General features: G+C 54.6%; 15 protein-coding genes and 1 pseudogene. 10 read left to right on the plus strand and 6 right to left on the minus strand.

The window, feature by feature from the left end; translation table 11 throughout:
* Positions 1-31: 31 nt before the first annotated feature.
* On the minus strand, positions 32-1,192 hold the full coding sequence (locus DQG23_RS16490; RefSeq protein WP_113031966.1) for a cation:proton antiporter: 1,161 nt from the start codon (positions 1,190-1,192) through the stop codon (positions 32-34).
* Positions 1,193-1,747: 555 nt separating this feature from the next.
* Between DQG23_RS16490 and DQG23_RS16500 the strand changes: the two genes are divergently transcribed.
* Together DQG23_RS16500 and DQG23_RS16505 are read left to right on the plus strand one after the other, a co-directional pair.
* A complete protein-coding gene (locus DQG23_RS16500; RefSeq protein ID WP_113031968.1) occupies positions 1,748-3,028 on the plus strand; it encodes an ArsB/NhaD family transporter in 1,281 nt (426 codons plus the stop codon).
* 15 nt (positions 3,029-3,043) lie between these two features.
* Positions 3,044-3,328, plus strand: coding sequence for a hypothetical protein (locus tag DQG23_RS16505; RefSeq protein WP_113031969.1), 285 nt, complete (start codon positions 3,044-3,046; stop codon positions 3,326-3,328).
* 260 nt (positions 3,329-3,588) lie between these two features.
* Here DQG23_RS16505 and DQG23_RS16510 read toward each other — a convergent pair whose 3' ends face one another.
* Positions 3,589-4,017, minus strand: a complete 429-nt coding sequence (locus tag DQG23_RS16510) for a hypothetical protein (RefSeq protein WP_113031970.1) — start codon at positions 4,015-4,017, stop codon at positions 3,589-3,591.
* Between the two features lie 493 nt (positions 4,018-4,510).
* Between DQG23_RS16510 and hprK the strand changes: the two genes are divergently transcribed.
* The 8 genes and pseudogenes from hprK to DQG23_RS16550 form a co-directional block, all read left to right on the plus strand.
* Positions 4,511-5,425, plus strand: coding sequence for an HPr(Ser) kinase/phosphatase (hprK, locus tag DQG23_RS16515; protein ID WP_113031971.1), 915 nt, complete (start codon positions 4,511-4,513; stop codon positions 5,423-5,425).
* A gap of 305 nt (positions 5,426-5,730) precedes the next feature.
* Entirely contained in the window at positions 5,731-6,225 is a 495-nt protein-coding gene (locus DQG23_RS42575; RefSeq protein ID WP_146762321.1) for a collagen-like triple helix repeat-containing protein, read from the plus strand.
* A gap of 7 nt (positions 6,226-6,232) precedes the next feature.
* Positions 6,233-6,439: a hypothetical protein gene (locus tag DQG23_RS16525; protein ID WP_113031973.1), complete on the plus strand. Its 207-nt coding sequence runs from the start codon at positions 6,233-6,235 to the stop codon at positions 6,437-6,439.
* A 20-nt stretch (positions 6,440-6,459) separates the two neighbouring features.
* Positions 6,460-6,690: a hypothetical protein gene (locus DQG23_RS16530; protein ID WP_113031974.1), complete on the plus strand. Its 231-nt coding sequence runs from the start codon at positions 6,460-6,462 to the stop codon at positions 6,688-6,690.
* A gap of 214 nt (positions 6,691-6,904) precedes the next feature.
* Positions 6,905-7,360, plus strand: coding sequence for a hypothetical protein (locus tag DQG23_RS16535; RefSeq protein WP_113031975.1), 456 nt, complete (start codon positions 6,905-6,907; stop codon positions 7,358-7,360).
* Positions 7,361-7,560: 200 nt separating this feature from the next.
* Complete coding sequence (glpK, locus tag DQG23_RS16540; protein WP_113031976.1) at positions 7,561-9,051, plus strand: glycerol kinase GlpK; 1,491 nt, start codon at positions 7,561-7,563, stop codon at positions 9,049-9,051.
* A 146-nt stretch (positions 9,052-9,197) separates the two neighbouring features.
* Positions 9,198-10,880: a glycerol-3-phosphate dehydrogenase/oxidase gene (locus DQG23_RS16545; protein WP_113031977.1), complete on the plus strand. Its 1,683-nt coding sequence runs from the start codon at positions 9,198-9,200 to the stop codon at positions 10,878-10,880.
* 172 nt (positions 10,881-11,052) lie between these two features.
* Positions 11,053-12,606 (plus strand): annotated as a pseudogene (locus DQG23_RS16550) (catalase); the annotation flags it as partial.
* Between the two features lie 386 nt (positions 12,607-12,992).
* On the opposite strand, the gene DQG23_RS16555 reads toward DQG23_RS16550, so the two are convergent.
* The 4 genes from DQG23_RS16555 to DQG23_RS16570 form a co-directional block, all read right to left on the minus strand.
* Entirely contained in the window at positions 12,993-13,298 is a 306-nt protein-coding gene (locus DQG23_RS16555) for a hypothetical protein (RefSeq protein WP_113031979.1), read from the minus strand.
* A 218-nt stretch (positions 13,299-13,516) separates the two neighbouring features.
* Positions 13,517-14,626: an o-succinylbenzoate synthase gene (gene menC, locus DQG23_RS16560; RefSeq protein ID WP_192894601.1), complete on the minus strand. Its 1,110-nt coding sequence runs from the start codon at positions 14,624-14,626 to the stop codon at positions 13,517-13,519.
* A gap of 2 nt (positions 14,627-14,628) precedes the next feature.
* Positions 14,629-15,855 carry an amidohydrolase gene (locus tag DQG23_RS16565; RefSeq protein WP_113031981.1) on the minus strand — a complete coding sequence of 409 codons (1,227 nt, stop codon included), beginning with the start codon at positions 15,853-15,855 and terminating at the stop codon, positions 14,629-14,631.
* Positions 15,852-16,655 carry a GNAT family N-acetyltransferase gene (locus DQG23_RS16570; RefSeq protein WP_158560557.1) on the minus strand — a complete coding sequence of 268 codons (804 nt, stop codon included), beginning with the start codon at positions 16,653-16,655 and terminating at the stop codon, positions 15,852-15,854. Before DQG23_RS16570 ends, DQG23_RS16565 begins: the two co-directional genes overlap by 4 nt.
* Positions 16,656-16,684 lie beyond the last annotated feature (29 nt).

The following is a 16,684-nucleotide window of genomic DNA, read 5'->3' on the forward strand; positions in this document are numbered from 1 at the left end:
GAAACGGCGGGGCGTTGATAGTGAATATGCTTTATTCGTGCTGCTGCGCCTCTTCTTTCGCGTTCGGCCGGAACGACAGCTTCAGCATAGGCGGCGTCACCAGCGTAGTCATAATAATCATGATGACAACCGATGTGAAATAATCTTGCATAAGAAGCCCCGTCTGCAGTCCTGCGGAAGCAATAATAAGCGCGACCTCGCCGCGGGACACCATACCGGAGCCGATAGCAAGCGAAGCGCGGTTCGAAAAACCCGTAAGCCGGGCGCCAAGCCCTCCGCCCAAGAGCTTCGTCACGATCGCGACGACGGTAATGATCGCAATGAACAGCAGCTGCGAGCCGACGCCTTCGAACGAGACGTTTAAGCCGATGCTGACGAAAAAAACGGGCACGAAAACGGCATACGCAATCGGTTCGAGCTTCATCTCCACCTCATGCTTGAAGGAGGTTTGGGAAATGGCGATACCGGCGGCGAAGGCGCCGATAATTCCGGCAACGCCCATCGACTCGGCAAAATAGGCGAAAGCGAAGCAGACGATAAGCGCCGCGCTGATAACGGCCTCCGTCACCTTTAACGGCGCGAGCAGTTTCATGATCCGGGGAACGACAAACCAGCCTGCCGCGATGATGAGGACGAAAAACAGTATTTTTTTGCCGATCAGCATGCCGAGCGATACGTCCCCGGCGCCCAGAACGCTCATCATGACCGCCAGCAGAACGACGACTAGCACATCGTCCACGACGGCGGCTCCGAGAATGGTCGTGCCTTCTCTGGAATTGATCCGGTTCATTTCTTTCAGCGTTTGGACGGAGATGCTGACCGATGTCGCGCAGAACAACAGGCCGAAAAACAAGGCGAACTGCGGGGACAGGCCGAAAGCGACTGCGGCGCCATACCCTCCTGCGAAAGGCAGAATAATACCCCCGACCGCTACGGCAAGAGCGGACTTCCAGTTTTTCTTCAGCTGCTCCAGATCGGTTTCGAGACCGGCGATAAACATAAGCAGCAATACGCCGATTTCCGACAATTGATTTATAATAGCTCCTTCTTGAATCCACCCCAGCACGGCGGGGCCGAGCAAGATGCCGACGATAAGCTTGCCCAGTACGGCCGGCTGCCCCACTCGTACGGAGAGATCCCCGGCGATTTTGGTGAAGGTTAAAATGAGTACCATGGTCCAAATAAATTCCATAAGTCATCTCCTTCTGCTCTAAAATAGTTTTCCAATTGATGCGAAACATTACGCGCCGCCGAATAAAATACGGTCGATTTCCTGAAAAACGGCAAAAAGGAGCCTGTGGTGAACAGGCTCCTCCGGTAAATCACGTTATTCAGTTGGATCTATCGTAACGTGATTTGGCGTGTTTGTAAAGGAAAAACGAATATTTTCCTATATATGGAATTATTGTCGGCGTGTTAAAAGGTAAATAACTCTTGGTCCAAGCAGTAAACTTCCGCTTTCTCGCCATTGTTCAGCGGGACCTGCATAGGTTCCGCTCCTTCCGCGTAATTGAAGCGAAATGCTTGGTATTCATTGTATCCATTATCAGGGCGAAATATGGCCGAAACGATTTACAACGCAAGCATTAATCCGTATAATTACGGTTAGCGAAAAAGCGAATATCGTGAAACAACCGGAGGAGCCTGTCATCTGCAGGCTTCTTTTTGCGTTTTTTGCGCGTACGCCGGCGGGGAAAGGTTCAGAATAAAAGCAAATGGCCCGCAATAATGGAAAATAGGAGGCATTATGGAGCAGCAAGCGATTTGGGCAATCAGTATATTTCTTCTTATTTACGGGCTGATCATCGCCGAGAAAATCCATCGTACGATCGTCGCCATGATCGGCGGGGTGCTAATGGTGTCGCTTGGTATCGTCAACCAGGAAACGGCGCTGCACCATATCGATTTTAATACGCTGGGTCTTCTCGTAGGGATGATGATTATCGTAAGCGTAACGGCGGAAACGGGATTATTCAAATACATTGCGATCCTGTCGGCCAAGAAGGCAAAAGGGGAGCCGGTCCGCATCATGGTCGCGCTCACGCTTATTACGGCCGTTGGCTCGGCTTTTTTGGACAATGTGACGACCGTGCTGCTGATGGTGCCGGTCACCTTCAGCATTACGCGCCAGCTTCGCGTGAATCCGGTCCCGTTTCTGATTGCGCAAATTTTCGCCTCGAATGTCGGGGGGACGGCGACGCTCATCGGGGACCCGCCGAACATCATGATCGGGAGCGCCGTCAAAGAACTGACGTTCATGGCGTTCATTGCGAATCTTGCGCCGATTGCGGCGATCGTGATGGCGGTTTATATCCCGATTTTTGTTTGGATGTTCCGCAAAAACATTCAAACGGCGCCCGAGCTGAAGCAAAGCATCATGGATTTGGACGAGAAAGCGGTCATTACGGACCGTAAGCTGCTCTATAAATGCGTAGCGGTCCTCGGGATTACGATCATCGGGTTTTTCCTGCATCAGCTGCTGCATCTGGAATCGGCGACGGTGGCGTTGGCGGGCGCTTTTTTGCTTCTGCTGCTAACCGGAGAGCACAGGATGGAAGAAGCGTTTACGAAGGTCGAATGGACGACGATCTTTTTCTTCATCGGTTTGTTCGTGCTCGTGTCGGGGCTCGTGGAGACGGGAGTCATCGCCAAGCTGGCTGAGCAGGCAATCGAGCTGACAGGCGGCGATGTCGTCGCCACTTCGATGCTGATCCTGTGGCTCAGCGCCATAGCGTCCGCCTTCCTGGATAATATCCCGTTCGTCGCGACGATGATTCCGATGATTCAAGAGATGGGGAATATGGGGGTAAGCAATTTGGAGCCTCTGTGGTGGAGCTTGGCGCTGGGCGCATGCTTGGGCGGAAACGGTTCTTTGATCGGCGCCAGCGCGAACCTGATCGTGGCGGGATTGTCCGGCAAGGAAGGGCATCCGATTCGCTTCGTGCAGTTTATTAAAATCGGGTTCCCGCTCATGCTGCTTTCCATCGTGTTGTCCAGTATCTATATATACCTGCGTTATTTACTATAGCCGAGGAGGGAACGCATGCTGACATACCGATTCGATCCGGAAATCGTTCATATTCAAGAAGACGTGAACGGGGATGATGTGGAATTCCGGATTCGCGTTTTGAAGGAGCAGCCGCTTGCTGTCGACGGTCTTAAGCAAGCGAGGGCGTGGTTCGAGTCGAACGAGGTGCACACCGACGTTTTGTTCTATGCATACCCGGACCAAACGTACAAGGTGATCGTGCGCCGTGATTATTATGTCGAGTTCGTTCTTGAGCTGATGAAGCAAAAGCTTCTGCGAAGCGTGGAGTGGAAAGCTTAGGGGAGCGGGCGAAGTGCTTTGCCGGTAACGCGGAAGACAATGCAAGTATTAACCGGTAAGCTCTGGACTAGCCAGATGAAAAGGCTGAACGGGGAGCGGATATAGAGGGGATATTGATCGGCGAGTGTTACGATTCCGCAACAGGCACCGTCGTCAGATATGAGAAATCCCACGCGAAAAGAAGCCTCCAATCCCACTACGGCAGCGGTTTTGAAGGCTTCTTCATTAGATAGCAGGGGTTGTCTTGCTCCTTATCCCCTTTACGTATATCCGAACACGCTTTTGGTGACGATGTCGTTCAACTCGGCGATTTGCGCCTGATAGGTGCTCGGGGTAATGCTTCCGTTCAGGAGACGCTTGTCCAGCTGCTCCGTCAACTCGGAAACTTGCAATTCGATAACGCCCTGAATCTCTTTATCGTTATGGTGAGCGATGTCGGCCAAGGAATGGCCTTTATACAGGGCATCGTATAGTTCTTCTTCAGATGAAACGCCGAGTGCGTAGTGCAGCGGATCGTTTTCCTCTACTTGCTGCACTTGCGGATCGGTCGGCTTGGTTTTGCCTTGAGCGCCTGCTTTATCGTGAGGGACGACAGCCGTACCCGCATTTGCTTCCTCATTGCACAAAATGGTGCCGAACGTAATGGCAAAAGCCATTGCGCTGGCCATAAATATTCGTTTCGGATCCATAGGAGCCTCCTTTTTTTGAACATATAAGCATTTAGCCGGTTCACATACTAAGCGCTTATATTTCAACGGTAAACGCAGAGCGACAAAAGACGCCGACAGGTATTTATCCTTGAGATGGCCTATTTTGTACAGACCTCTAACCTACTACGGATGACGGAGCGTTTGGTTCCAACTTTTTTCTAGCATAAAAATATAGCCGCCTCATATATACATGATAAATCATGCACCTGAAGAGAAGCTTAATTCTTCGTAAATATTTGAAGCTATGCGCATCCCCCTAGGGCAATACCGGAATTTTGCCGTTCCTTGTCATTCTATGTGCGAATGTTGAAAAGATTCGTCCATAATGTCGTGACAGAGCTGTGAAACCTTGCTGCAGTCAGGAAGGGAAACGCCCAAGACCGTCGAATATAACCTCAAACCAATTATGAGGGCAGCGCTGTCGTGCGGATGCACGGGAATGCGGGAAGTGCCGGAAGGGAGTATATGAAGTATGAAATCCATTGTAGTCAACGACTTGGTAAAACGCTTCTCGCTCGAGGTGCTTGCTGCGGAATCCCATCTGGACCGTCCGGTCACCAAAGCCAAGGCACATCGTCCGGGTCTCGAATTCGTCGGCCATTTCGATTTTTTTCCTACGCAGCACGTCCAGGTGTTAGGGAGCAAGGAAATTACTTATTTGCATAAGCTTACCGAAGAGGAACGCAACCTGCATATCGGGAACGTCGTCAAATATCACCCGCCATGCTTCGTCGTCACGAGAAACCAGGAAGGGTTAAAATACTTAAAAAAATATTGCAACGAAGAAGGCATCCCTCTCCTGCGGACGCCGGTTGCGACGAATCAGTTTATCGGGCAGCTGGACGCTTATTTGGTTAAAGCGCTGGCGCCTGAAAGCTCGATTCACGGCGTTTGCGTCAATGTGTCCGGCATCGGCATTTTGCTGCGGGGCAAGTCGGGCGTCGGCAAGAGCGAAACCGCCCACACGCTTGTACGGCGGGGACACCGGCTCGTCGCGGACGATATCGTCGTGCTGAAGAAGCTGAGCCCGCAAACGCTGCTCGGGACGCATAACGGCAAAACCAAGGAGTTTCTGGCTTTGCGCAGCATCGGACTGATCAACGTGTCGCGGATATACGGCAGGAAGGCGTTTCAGGATGAAACGCGGATTACGCTCGACATTGAGCTGACCAAATGGCAGGATAACGCGCTGAATAACGAGCTCGAGCTTGAAGAGAAATTTGTGGAGTATATGGGCGTCAAAGTGCCGCATATCGAAATCCAGCTCCAGCCCGGGAGGGACGTAGCCGGCCTGATCGAGGCGGCGGCGAACAACTGGTACCTGAGGCAGCAGGGCTACAGTGCGGCGGAAGAGTTCATTAAGCGTCTGGAGATGCCGACGGATTAAGCTCGCCGTGGCTGATAGCTCTCACAAAAATTGCGTGATCGAAAGAATGGTTGAGCAAGCTGGCTATAGCTGCTCGGCCGTTCTTTTTTTTAAATATAAGACCTTCTAAGTTTCACACATGACAATTGCTTATATTTCTACGGTAAACGTAAGGCGTCCAAAGACGCCGACAGGCGTTTACCCTTGACGTATATCCTGTAACGCCCTTTTTTGGCCGGCCGTGAGAAGCCCCTAGTCCGAATAAGTATACAGGTCATATGTATAGCGTAAGGTCGTTTACGCATTCGGAACGGAGGGATACACGAATGAGAGGTTCCAAATCGGCAAGAAGCCGGTCGCGGTCCGCACTGCGCTGCAAACGCCGAAAGCGGAGGCGCCGTTTGATTTGCAGGCTGCATCATTCTTGCAAACGCAAGCGCCGCCGCCGTTATGCGACACGTTATGCAGCCGGCCCGCCCGGCGATTCGGGGGCTTCCGGTATCGCAGGCCCGCAAGGTCTCCAAGGCGTGCAGGGGGCACAAGGCGTGCAGGGGGCACAAGGCGTGCAAGGCGCTCAAGGCGTTCAAGGACCGCCGGGGGGCGGTGCGGATTTTACGGAGCTGATCAATCTGCTCACCGCTTATCAGACGGCGAATACGACGGTAACCGTCATGACGCCGGGGCAGCCTACCGGCTTTGCCGGGAACGTCGATACGCTGGGGACGACACTGGCCCATTTTACGACGAATATGGGGACGACGATGAGCATTCCGTATTCGTTCATTTCCAACGTCGAAACCGTGCAGAGCGAAGGGGGCTAGCCTTTCCATGTCATCAACATTGTCCGGCGATCTCGTTCCTCTGATCGGCTCCGAGGTGACGGCCGTAACGAACGCCTTCGGTCAATTAACCGTAATCGGAACGCTTGCTAGAGTGGGGAACGACTACATTTTGGTATCCTTCACGGATAACGGATTTCTTTACGAAATACGCGTTTCTTTCGCCAATCTTGTCTACGTGCATGCGAACCCATGACAAAGGAGAGCTGAAAAGGTATGGCGATCGAATCCCAATCGCACCTGCTGCTGCCAGGTACGCATTTACACGGCATGTTAAGGCAAAAAACCGGCCTGCCGATCGAGCTGACGACGAGCGCCGGCGTATGGACGGGAACGCTTAACGAGTTTAATCATTCGTATGTCAAAATAACCGAGCAGAAAACCTCAAAAGAAATGTACATCGTGCTCGAGCATATTATCGCGTTTTCGTTTCCGGTGGTTGCTTGATACGGATTTCAAATGTCGGCGCCCAGTTACGGGCGTTCTTTTTTTAAATATGAGACTTTATAGTTTCGCATAACAAGTGCTTATATTTCAACGGTAAACGCGCCTGTCCTTAAAGGACGGCGAAGTCGTTTATCCTTGTCTCTATTCTTTGCATTAAGCCTTTTATCTTTGTCGAGCGCAAGGTAAAATATGGGTAGTGCGAGGAGGTATCGACATGCAGCCTGCAGAACGAGCTTTTAACGTGCGAATCCCGTTTCTATCGGCGTTTTTGATGATGCTTTCGCCGGTGATCGTTTTTATCGGGCAAATGCCTTTGCTTGTGACGGCCATTCAGCAGGAGCATACGGTTAGTGCGGTTGTTTACGGAACGGCATCCGCGATCATCGCTGCCTGCGGCGTTTTTATGTTTGTCGTTATTCGGAAAAAGAAAACATGCGTCATGCTGGCGGATACCTTGCAGCTGGAACGGGCGGTTGTTGCCGCAGCCGATCTGGAGAAGGTCGTTATTTATGAGAGTACGATTTCGATCCGAATCAAGAATGCGCCGACGTTCAAGCGCGTGTTCCGTTTCCGGTTCGCCGAAAAGGAAGGGCTCGACTGCTTCAAGGATTGGCTGGAGGAACGGCATATCGCTTTTGAAGTCAAATCGTTATTTCAGGTTGTTAAGTAATTCGTGGAAGAGGGCTTAGCCAGATTAACGTGAAAATGTTTCCGTTGACAGCGTTTCCGTATTTATCATATGCTTATCGCAAGTAAATACGATGTGACGGAGACGATGAGAGCCACACTACAATGATGCCCAGGACTGCGGGCTATTTTGGGTGTGGATTTTTTGTTTCTGCCGGCCGGAAAGGGATGGGAGGGAGCATAATGGATACTTATATGCTGGCGCTGGATCAAGGCACCACGAGCTCGAGGGCGATGCTGTTCGATAAAACGGGCAAGGTCGTTCATGTGGCGCAGCACGAGTTTACGCAATATTTTCCGCAGCCGGGCTGGGTCGAGCATAATGCCAATGAAATATGGGGCTCCGTTCTTGCGGTAATCGCCGCATGCTTGTCGGAGTCGGGCGTCAAGCCGGAGCAGGTGGCCGGGATCGGCATCACGAACCAGCGCGAAACGACGGTCGTCTGGGAACGGGATACGGGAAACCCGGTATATAATGCTATCGTGTGGCAATCACGGCAAACGGCCGATATTTGCGAGCGGCTTAAGAGCGAGGGGCATAACGAGCTGTTCCGAAGCAAAACGGGACTTTTGCTCGACGCCTATTTTTCAGGCACGAAGGTCAAGTGGATTCTCGATCATGTCGAGGGTGCCAGAGAGAAGGCGGAGCGCGGGGAGCTGCTTTTCGGCACGATCGATACGTGGCTCGTGTGGAGATTGACAGGACGGCGCGTTCACGTAACGGACTATACGAATGCTTCGCGGACGCTGATGTTCAATATTCATGAGCTGAAGTGGGACGAAGAGCTGCTGAACCTGCTTGCGGTTCCCGCCTCGATGCTGCCTGAGGTAAGATCGTCCTCGGAAGTATACGGGCTGACGGATCGGCATCACTTTTTCGGCTGTGAAATTCCGATTGCGGGGATCGCGGGGGATCAGCAGGCGGCGTTGTTCGGGCAAGCGTGCTTCGAGCAGGGGATGGCCAAAAACACATACGGCACCGGATGTTTCATGCTGATGAATACCGGCGGGAAGGCGGTCGCTTCGAGTCACGGCTTGCTGACCACGATTGCGTGGGGGCTAGGCGGCAAAGTGGAGTATGCGCTGGAGGGCAGCATCTTTGTGGCGGGCTCGGCGGTGCAGTGGCTGCGCGACGGACTGCGGATGTTCGCGGATTCGAAGGATAGCGAGAAGTACGCGGAGCGTGTGGCTTCTACCGACGGCGTTTACGTCGTCCCCGCATTCGTCGGACTCGGTGCGCCTTACTGGGACAGCGAGGTGCGGGGAGCGGTATTCGGTTTGACGCGCGGGACGAAGAAGGAGCATTTTGTACGGGCTACGCTCGAGTCGCTGGCGTATCAAACGAAGGATGTGCTGACGTCGATGGAGGCGGATTCCGGCATTTCGCTGAAGACGCTGCGTGTTGACGGGGGCGCCGTGCGGAACAACTTCCTCATGCAGTTCCAGGCGGATATGCTTGGCGTACCGGTGCAGCGTCCCGTCGTAAACGAAACGACTGCGTTAGGGGCGGCTTACTTAGCAGGCTTGGCAATAGGCTATTGGGATACGCCCGAGGAAATTGCAAGCAATTGGGCGATGGAGCGCGCGTTTGCTCCAGGCATGCCGGATGAGCAGCGGGACCGGTATTACGGCGGATGGAAAAAAGCGGTTCAAGCCGCGATGGTTTTCAAGTAACCGTTGTTATGGTATAGTGAATATAATTAAACACAAGAGGTCGGAGACGAACGAGAGACCGCTTTGCATTATGGGAATGGAGATATTCCCGTAGTGTCATTGCGGTCTTTTTGATGTTCTCCGGCATGGAACGGGAGGAGATTCATATGGCTAAAGGTTTTTCCAGTCTGAACCGAGCGGATACATTCGAGCAATTGAACGGCCGGGAATTCGACCTGCTCGTCGTAGGCGGCGGCATTACCGGCTGCGGCATCGCGCTCGATGCGGCCAACCGCGGCATCCGCACTTTGCTGATCGAGATGCAGGACTTCGCCGCAGGCACATCCAGCCGGTCGACCAAGCTCGTGCACGGCGGTCTGCGTTATTTGAAGCAGCTCGAAGTCAAAATGGTGGCTGAGGTCGGCAAAGAACGCGCCATCGTTTACGAGAACGGCCCGCATGTCACGACGCCGGAGCGGATGATGCTGCCGATCTACAAGGGCGGGACGTTCGGCAAATTTTCCACTTCGCTCGGCCTGCTCGTCTATGATTATTTGGCGGGCGTCAAACGCAGCGAAAGGCGCAAAATGCTTGATATTTCAACTACAAGGAAGCGCGAGCCGCTTTTGAAGCAAGAAGGCTTGCTTGGCAGCGGATATTATGTGGAATACCGGACGGATGACGCCAGGCTGACGATTGAGGTGCTGAAGCGCGCGGTAGATTTCGGAGCGACGGCTGTCAGTTATGCCAAAGCGGAGCGGTTTCTGTATAAGGAGGACGGTCAGGCGGCCGGAGTGACGGTGTCCGATCAATTGACGGGACGAACGGTCGAGGTGCATGCCAAAAAAATCGTCAACGCAACCGGTCCTTGGGTCGATACGCTGAGGGAGATGGACGGCTCGAAGAAAGGGAAGCAGCTTCGTCTGACCAAGGGCATTCATTTGATCATCGATCAGAGCCGCTTTCCGTTGAAGCAGGCAGTATATTTCGATACGCCGGACAAAAGGATGATTTTCGCCATCCCCCGCGACGGCAAAACGTATGTCGGCACGACAGATACTTTCTATGAAGGTGACACGGCGCACCCGAAAATGACGAATGCCGACAGGACGTATGTCATTGCGGCGATCAACGACATGTTCCCAGGCGCGCGTATCGCCGAGAGCGATATCGAATCGAGCTGGGCCGGCGTGCGGCCGCTTATCTACGAGGAAGGGAAGGATCCGTCCGAAATATCGCGCAAGGACGAGATCTGGGTGTCCCCGTCCGGATTGATCACGATCGCCGGCGGCAAATTGACGGGTTACCGCAAAATGGCGGAGATGGTCGTCGATCTTGTTTCGCGTAAACTGGAGAGCGAATACGGGCATAAGACGAAGGAATGCGTGACGAAGCATATCCCGATTTCCGGCGGCGATGTGGGCGGATCCAAGCATTTGGACTCGTTCGTCGAGCAGAAAGGCCGCAGCGCGCAAGCCTTCGGGCTGAACGAGGAGGCGGGGCGCAAGCTTGCGCGCTTTTACGGCTCGAACGCCGACCGCGTCTTCCGCGCCGGAGGGAACGATGCCGCCGGGGAAGCGGCCAAATACGAGCTGCCCCTTGAGCTGTATCGTGCTTTGCGGTATGCGATCGAAGAGGAAATGACGGTGAAGCCGGTAGACTTTTTCATCCGCCGGACGGGCGCACTGCTGTTCAATATCGGTCTGGTTTACCGGTACAAAAAGCAAACGATCCGCTGCATGGGCGACCTGCTGCATTGGGATGAACGAACGCGCGCCCGGTACGCGGAGGAGCTGGAGCGGGAGCTGCTCGATGCAGTTGTGCCGGTGGATGCGCAGCCCGCCAAGTAATGGAATCCCGCGCTATCCTGAAGAGGCTGGCGGGGGGTTTTTGCTATTTATTATGAGTAATCGCCATTACCCCGCTGCTATAGCAAAGCGCATGAATAATAATCCAGCCAAGGGTAAAAAGTACATTTGACTAAAGTGCTGGAGGATGATTATGGAGCATTTGGAAACGGGCAGCGAAGACATGACGTTAACGAACCGGCAGGGCCATCCGATCTCGGATAATCAGAACATTCGAACGGTAGGAAATCGGGGGCCGTCTACTCTCGAAAATTACCATTTTATCGAAAAAATATCGCACTTCGACCGCGAGAAAATTCCCGAGCGGGTCGTCCATGCCCGCGGAGCCGGAGCACACGGTTACTTCGAAGCGTACGGGAAAGCGGGCAACGAGCCGGTTTCGAAATATACGAGAGCCAAGCTTTTTCAAGAGGCGGGCAAGCGGACGCCGGTGTTCGTCCGTTTTTCGACGGTCATTCACGGCGGACATTCGCCGGAAACGCTGCGGGATCCGCGGGGCTTCGCCGTGAAGTTTTATACCGAGGACGGCAACTGGGATTTGGTCGGCAACAACCTGAAAGTTTTCTTTATCCGCGACCCGCTCAAGTTTCCGGACATGGTTCACGCTTTCCGGCCGGATCCGGTTACGAATTTGCCGAATCCGGAGCGCATGTTCGATTTTGTCTCCAACTCGCCGGAAGCGACGCATATGATCACCTTCCTGTTCTCGCCATGGGGCATTCCGGCGAACTACCGGCAGATGCAGGGCTCCGGCGTCAATACATACAAATGGGTTAACGAAGCGGGCGAAGCTATGCTCGTCAAATACCATTGGGAGCCGGTGAAGACGGGGATCAAAAATTTGACGCAGCGCGAAGCGGAAGAAATACAAGCGAAAAATACGAGCCACGCCACGCAGGATTTGTACGAAGCCATCGAGCTCGGCGACTTTCCGGAGTGGGAGCTATGCGTGCAGCTTTTGAGCGACGACGAGCATCCGGAGCTTGATTTCGATCCCCTCGATCCGACGAAGCTGTGGGATCATGAACGTTTTCCGTTTCTGCCGGTAGGTAAAATGGTTTTGAACAAAAACCCCGAGAACTATTTCGCCGAGGTGGAGCAAGCGGCCTTCGGGACGGGCGTGCTGGTGGACGGCCTGGATTTCTCGGACGACAAGCTGCTCCAGGGAAGGACCTTCTCTTATTCGGATACGCAGCGGCACCGGGTAGGCACGAACTACCTGCAGCTCCCGATCAACGCTCCCAAAGCGAAGGTAGCCACCAATCAGCGGGACGGACAAATGGCTTTCATTGTAGACAAGGCACCCGGCCAAAATCCTCACGTGAATTACGAGCCCTCCTCGCTCGGCGGGCTGCATGAAGCGCAGAAGACCGGCAAGGATCACGAGCCTGCCTACACGGCCAAGCTCGTTCGCGAGAAAATCGGCCGCCCGAACGATTTCGCGCAAGCCGGGGACACGTTCCGGAAGTTCAGCGATGAAGAACGGGAGGAATTGATCGGCAATCTGGTCGACGCCTTGAAAATTTGCGAGCCGGTTATTCAAGACAATATGATCGCTCATTTCACGCAGGCCGATCCCGAATATGGGCGGCGGGTTTCCGAAGGCTTGGCGAAGGCGAAAAGCGATTCCGCTCACATCAGCAGCGATTCCGCCCGGCAAGGGGCGGAAATGGCGGAGCGGTCCGGCCAGCGCACGGACGGCTATTAGTACACCAAAACGTAAACCATCCATCCATTTACCAGGTTCTACCCGCGGCCGCCGGCAAACAAATCCCGAATACAACTGTTGGGATTATTAGGGTACTGGTTTATACAGGAAGAATGGCGCGAACGGAGCGCTAACTGGAAAACATACAGCTATTTTCGGTTAAATCGCCCGAATCAGACACTTAGCTGGAAAACCTACAGCTAATTTTGCCCATCGTTTCGTTTTTAGGTGATTTCGCTAGAATTAGCTGTAGGTTTTCCATTAAGATCCGTGAAACGAGCCATATTCGCAAAATTACCTGTATGTTTTCCAGTTAGCATGTCGCCGGTTTCTCGCGTTCCGGCGAGGGGGCGAGGGGAAAGTCGGCCGATACTGGAAACCGGCGGCTAATCCGCCAATATCGCCTGGCGAAACGTTTCCTTGGCCTGTGCGGCGTTCACTCCGGTATGGATCGTCGTATCCGCCGGGTAGATCGCGCGAGCTTTGGCCATATCGACGAACTCTCGCCCGGCCTTATCGGCGCCGCTTGGCCGCGCCCGCCCGAGAATCAGGCCCGGCACATAACCTGCGGAGCTCTGCAATCTGACCGAGCGGAAGCGGCTTCCGAACATCTCCGGTTGAAATGCTCCCGAACGGAGCCGGATAAACGGCGTCGAATCGGGAATGTTCGACGTACGGGTTTGTTCCGGCATCTTCCGAATCCCCGTGAATCAGCTTGAGCAGACTCGTTTTCTCCAAACGGGAATGAAGCGTCTGGAGGCTGCCGATCAAACTTTTCAGCGGTACATACACGAGCCTTGACATAAGCAGCAAGATCGACAGGCCGACGAAAACCGCAAGGATGGAAGCGACGATTCTTTGGGGAACATGCTTTCAGCCTCCCGCTTGAATATGGCTTGCGCTCGCGCGGCTACACAGGAAACTGTTCCCGATATAGCGTATATTTGGCGAGCCGTTCCAAATTGATGCCGTAGCCGATGCCCGGACCGTCCGGCACGGAAATTTGCCCGTCGCGCATGGTCACCATCGGATCGACAATGTCCTCTTCCCAGTAATTCGACGAAGCAGCCGTATCTCCGGGCAATGTGAAATTGCTTAACGCAGACAATGCGATATTATGCGCCCGGCCGATGCCCGATTCGAGCATGCCGCCGCACCATACGGGGATTTGCCGTTCCGCGCAAAGATTATGCAGCTTGATTGCCTCCGTCAGACCGCCGACGCGTCCTGTCTTGATATTGATAATCCGGCAGCTGCCAAGCTCGATCGCTTTCCGCGCGTCGTCGGCCGAGTGAATGCTCTCGTCCAGACAGATAGGCGTTCGCAGCTGCCGCTGCAATTCGCGATGGTCCACCAGATCGTCATACGCCAGCGGCTGCTCGATCATCATCAACCGATAGTCGTCCAATTGCCGGAGATGCTCCGTATCGGCGAGCGTATAAGCGGAGTTGGCGTCAACCATCAGCGGGATATCGGGATACTTCCGCCGCACGCCGTCGACGATGCCGATATCCCAGCCCGGCTTGATCTTAATTTTGATCCGCTTGTAGCCGTCATCGATCCGCCGGCCGATCGTATCCAGCAATTGTTCCAGCGACGATTTGATGCCGATGCTTACTCCGACCTCGATCGAGGCTTTCGTACCGCCGATGACGGCGGCAAGCGGCAAATTTTGCCGCTTGGCATAAAGATCCCAGCAAGCGGTCTCCAGCGCCGCCTTGGCCATCCGGTTGCCGCGAATGCGGCTGAACAGGTCGGCCAGCCCGGACGGATGCCCGATTTTCGCCTGGCGCAGCAAAGGGATCAGAAACTTCTCAAGCAGATGCCAATTGCCCTTGAGCGTCTCTTCATTATAAGAAGGCTCGACGAATGCGACCGACTCGCCCCAGCCGGATCTTCCTTCCGAATCCGTCACCTCGACGGCAATAAATTCTCTTTCATGCAATGTGCCGAAGCTCGTTGTGAAAGGGTTTAACAAAGGCATGCTTATATGCCGCAATGTGACGGTCTGAATATCCAACCTTACCATTCCTCCTCGAATAGCTGAATAACTGTCATAGCTAAGATCGCCGTGCCTGTACGCAGCGCGGTATGATCGAAAGTCATGTCCGGATGATGCAGCCCCGGCGTCAGACCGCTGCCCAAGCCAATCATCGTCGCCTTTAGCGACCTGCGCTCCATCGGGTAAAAATGAAAATCTTCCGCTCCCGGCGTAACGACCGGACCGGCCAGTCCTTCCTCTCCGAGCATCTCGACGATGGCTAGGCCGACGATACGCTCCATATCGGCATTCGGTATTGCGGGCGCCGCCAAGATCGCCCAGTCCGTCTCCACTTCGGCTCCGCTTGCGGCCCCGGCCTCTGCAGCCGCTTGCCGTACGCGCTCCGCAAGCCGCACAAGCTCCTCATGCGTCGAGGCGCGGATGTCGACCGTGAACGCCGCATCGTCCGGGATCACGTTCACGCTTTCGTTCGGCACCCGCACTGTCGTTACTTTGCAGGACCCGCCGTTTGCCGGGTCATTCCGAATGGCTTTGACGGCCGTGACGATCGCAGCCAGCGTCTCAATCGCATTGATTCCGTCTTCGGGCCGGGCGGCATGGGCTTGCCGACCTTTGATCCGGCCGCGTACATGAGCTACGCCGCCATGATAAATCGCGCTTGATGCACGTCCCAGCGATAGCTCCTTTTGGGGCCGCAGATGAATGCCGACCATGCAGTCTACCGTATCCAGCATGCCGGAGCGCAGCAGCGTCTTCGCCCCCTCCGCCGTTTCTTCGGCCGGCTGAAAAACGGCCAATAGTTCTCCCGCCGGTATTCGGAACCCGATCTCCTTCAAGCAGCGGATGGCGGAAAACACCATCGTCATATGAGCGTCATGACCGCAGGAATGATTGGCCCGCCACTGTCCGTTCACCGACTGCCAAAGCGCATCCATATCGGCGCGCAGCGCGACGGTACGACCGGGGGCTGAACCGTCGTTCGGCTTAATTTGTTCGGGCTTGCCGATTGGGTGGGCGTCCGGATTACTGCCTGAACCGCACCAGGCGCCGATCATTCCGGTATGATCGGCGAATGTTCGGGTATCCAGGCCGATTGCGGTCAGCCGGCTGCATATATACGCGGTGGTGCGATGCTCCTGCCAGCCGATCTCAGCCAGCTCGTGCAGCTCCGTAAACATCCGCTCCACTTCCGCGGCATGGTCGGCTGTCCAGCGTTTGATCCGTTCTTTCCACACCGTAGCGGTCACCGTTTTTGTTCCCCTTCCAGAACGTAATAACTTATCGCATCGTCGCCGGGAAGCAAGCCGACGATGCGATAGCTGCGGCTGAACGCTTGCTCGCACAGCTCGCGCAAACGCTGCTTCCAGGCTGCTATAACGGCCGGATCGCGCTCCTTGATCTTGGCCGCATCCCGCGGCACTGCCAGTAAATAGCCTTCACCGTTGAAATTCCGCTCGAGCCCTGGCGGGTGAACGTCATGCTTTTCAACATCTCCAAGCAGTACGGAGTAGCCCGTCCATCGCCGGTCCGCCGCGTATTCGCCGCGGATTGCCGCGCGTACCCGGGGAGAAGCGAGCTCCCACCGTACAAGGAACCGGTCGCTCGGATCCTCATGCCGATCGGTGCCGTACACAGCATGCATGTATACGTTTACCGACCCGCCGAGCTTACACACATTCAAGAAGCCGTTGCGAAGCTGAAACGGATCGTAGGTCCAGGTGATCGCCGAATAACCGCGTTCGATCGCCCACAAACGCTGCTCCAGCTTCAACCTGGTGCCCAATCCCCGATTGCGGTAATCGGGGTGCACGACCATCATGTGCGAATGCAAATAAGGCTCCTTGCCGTCATAAGCAGAGAAGCCATAGCAGAAACCCGCCGGTTTGCCGTCGTCATATACGGCGATTACCGATCCGCCATGCAGCACAGCCGCCTTCATCTGGGCGGCGGAGGTAAACATCTCGCTGGGCCAGGTTGTGCCTTGCAGCTCCGAAAGCTGCCGCAGCTCGTCATATTGCGTTACAGAGCGGTAGGTTAGTTGCTCCACTCGATTATTCCTCCAGTCATTAAAATCAG

Source organism: Paenibacillus contaminans, assembly GCF_003285015.1.
GTDB lineage: Bacteria > Bacillota > Bacilli > Paenibacillales > NBRC-103111 > Paenibacillus_V > Paenibacillus_V contaminans.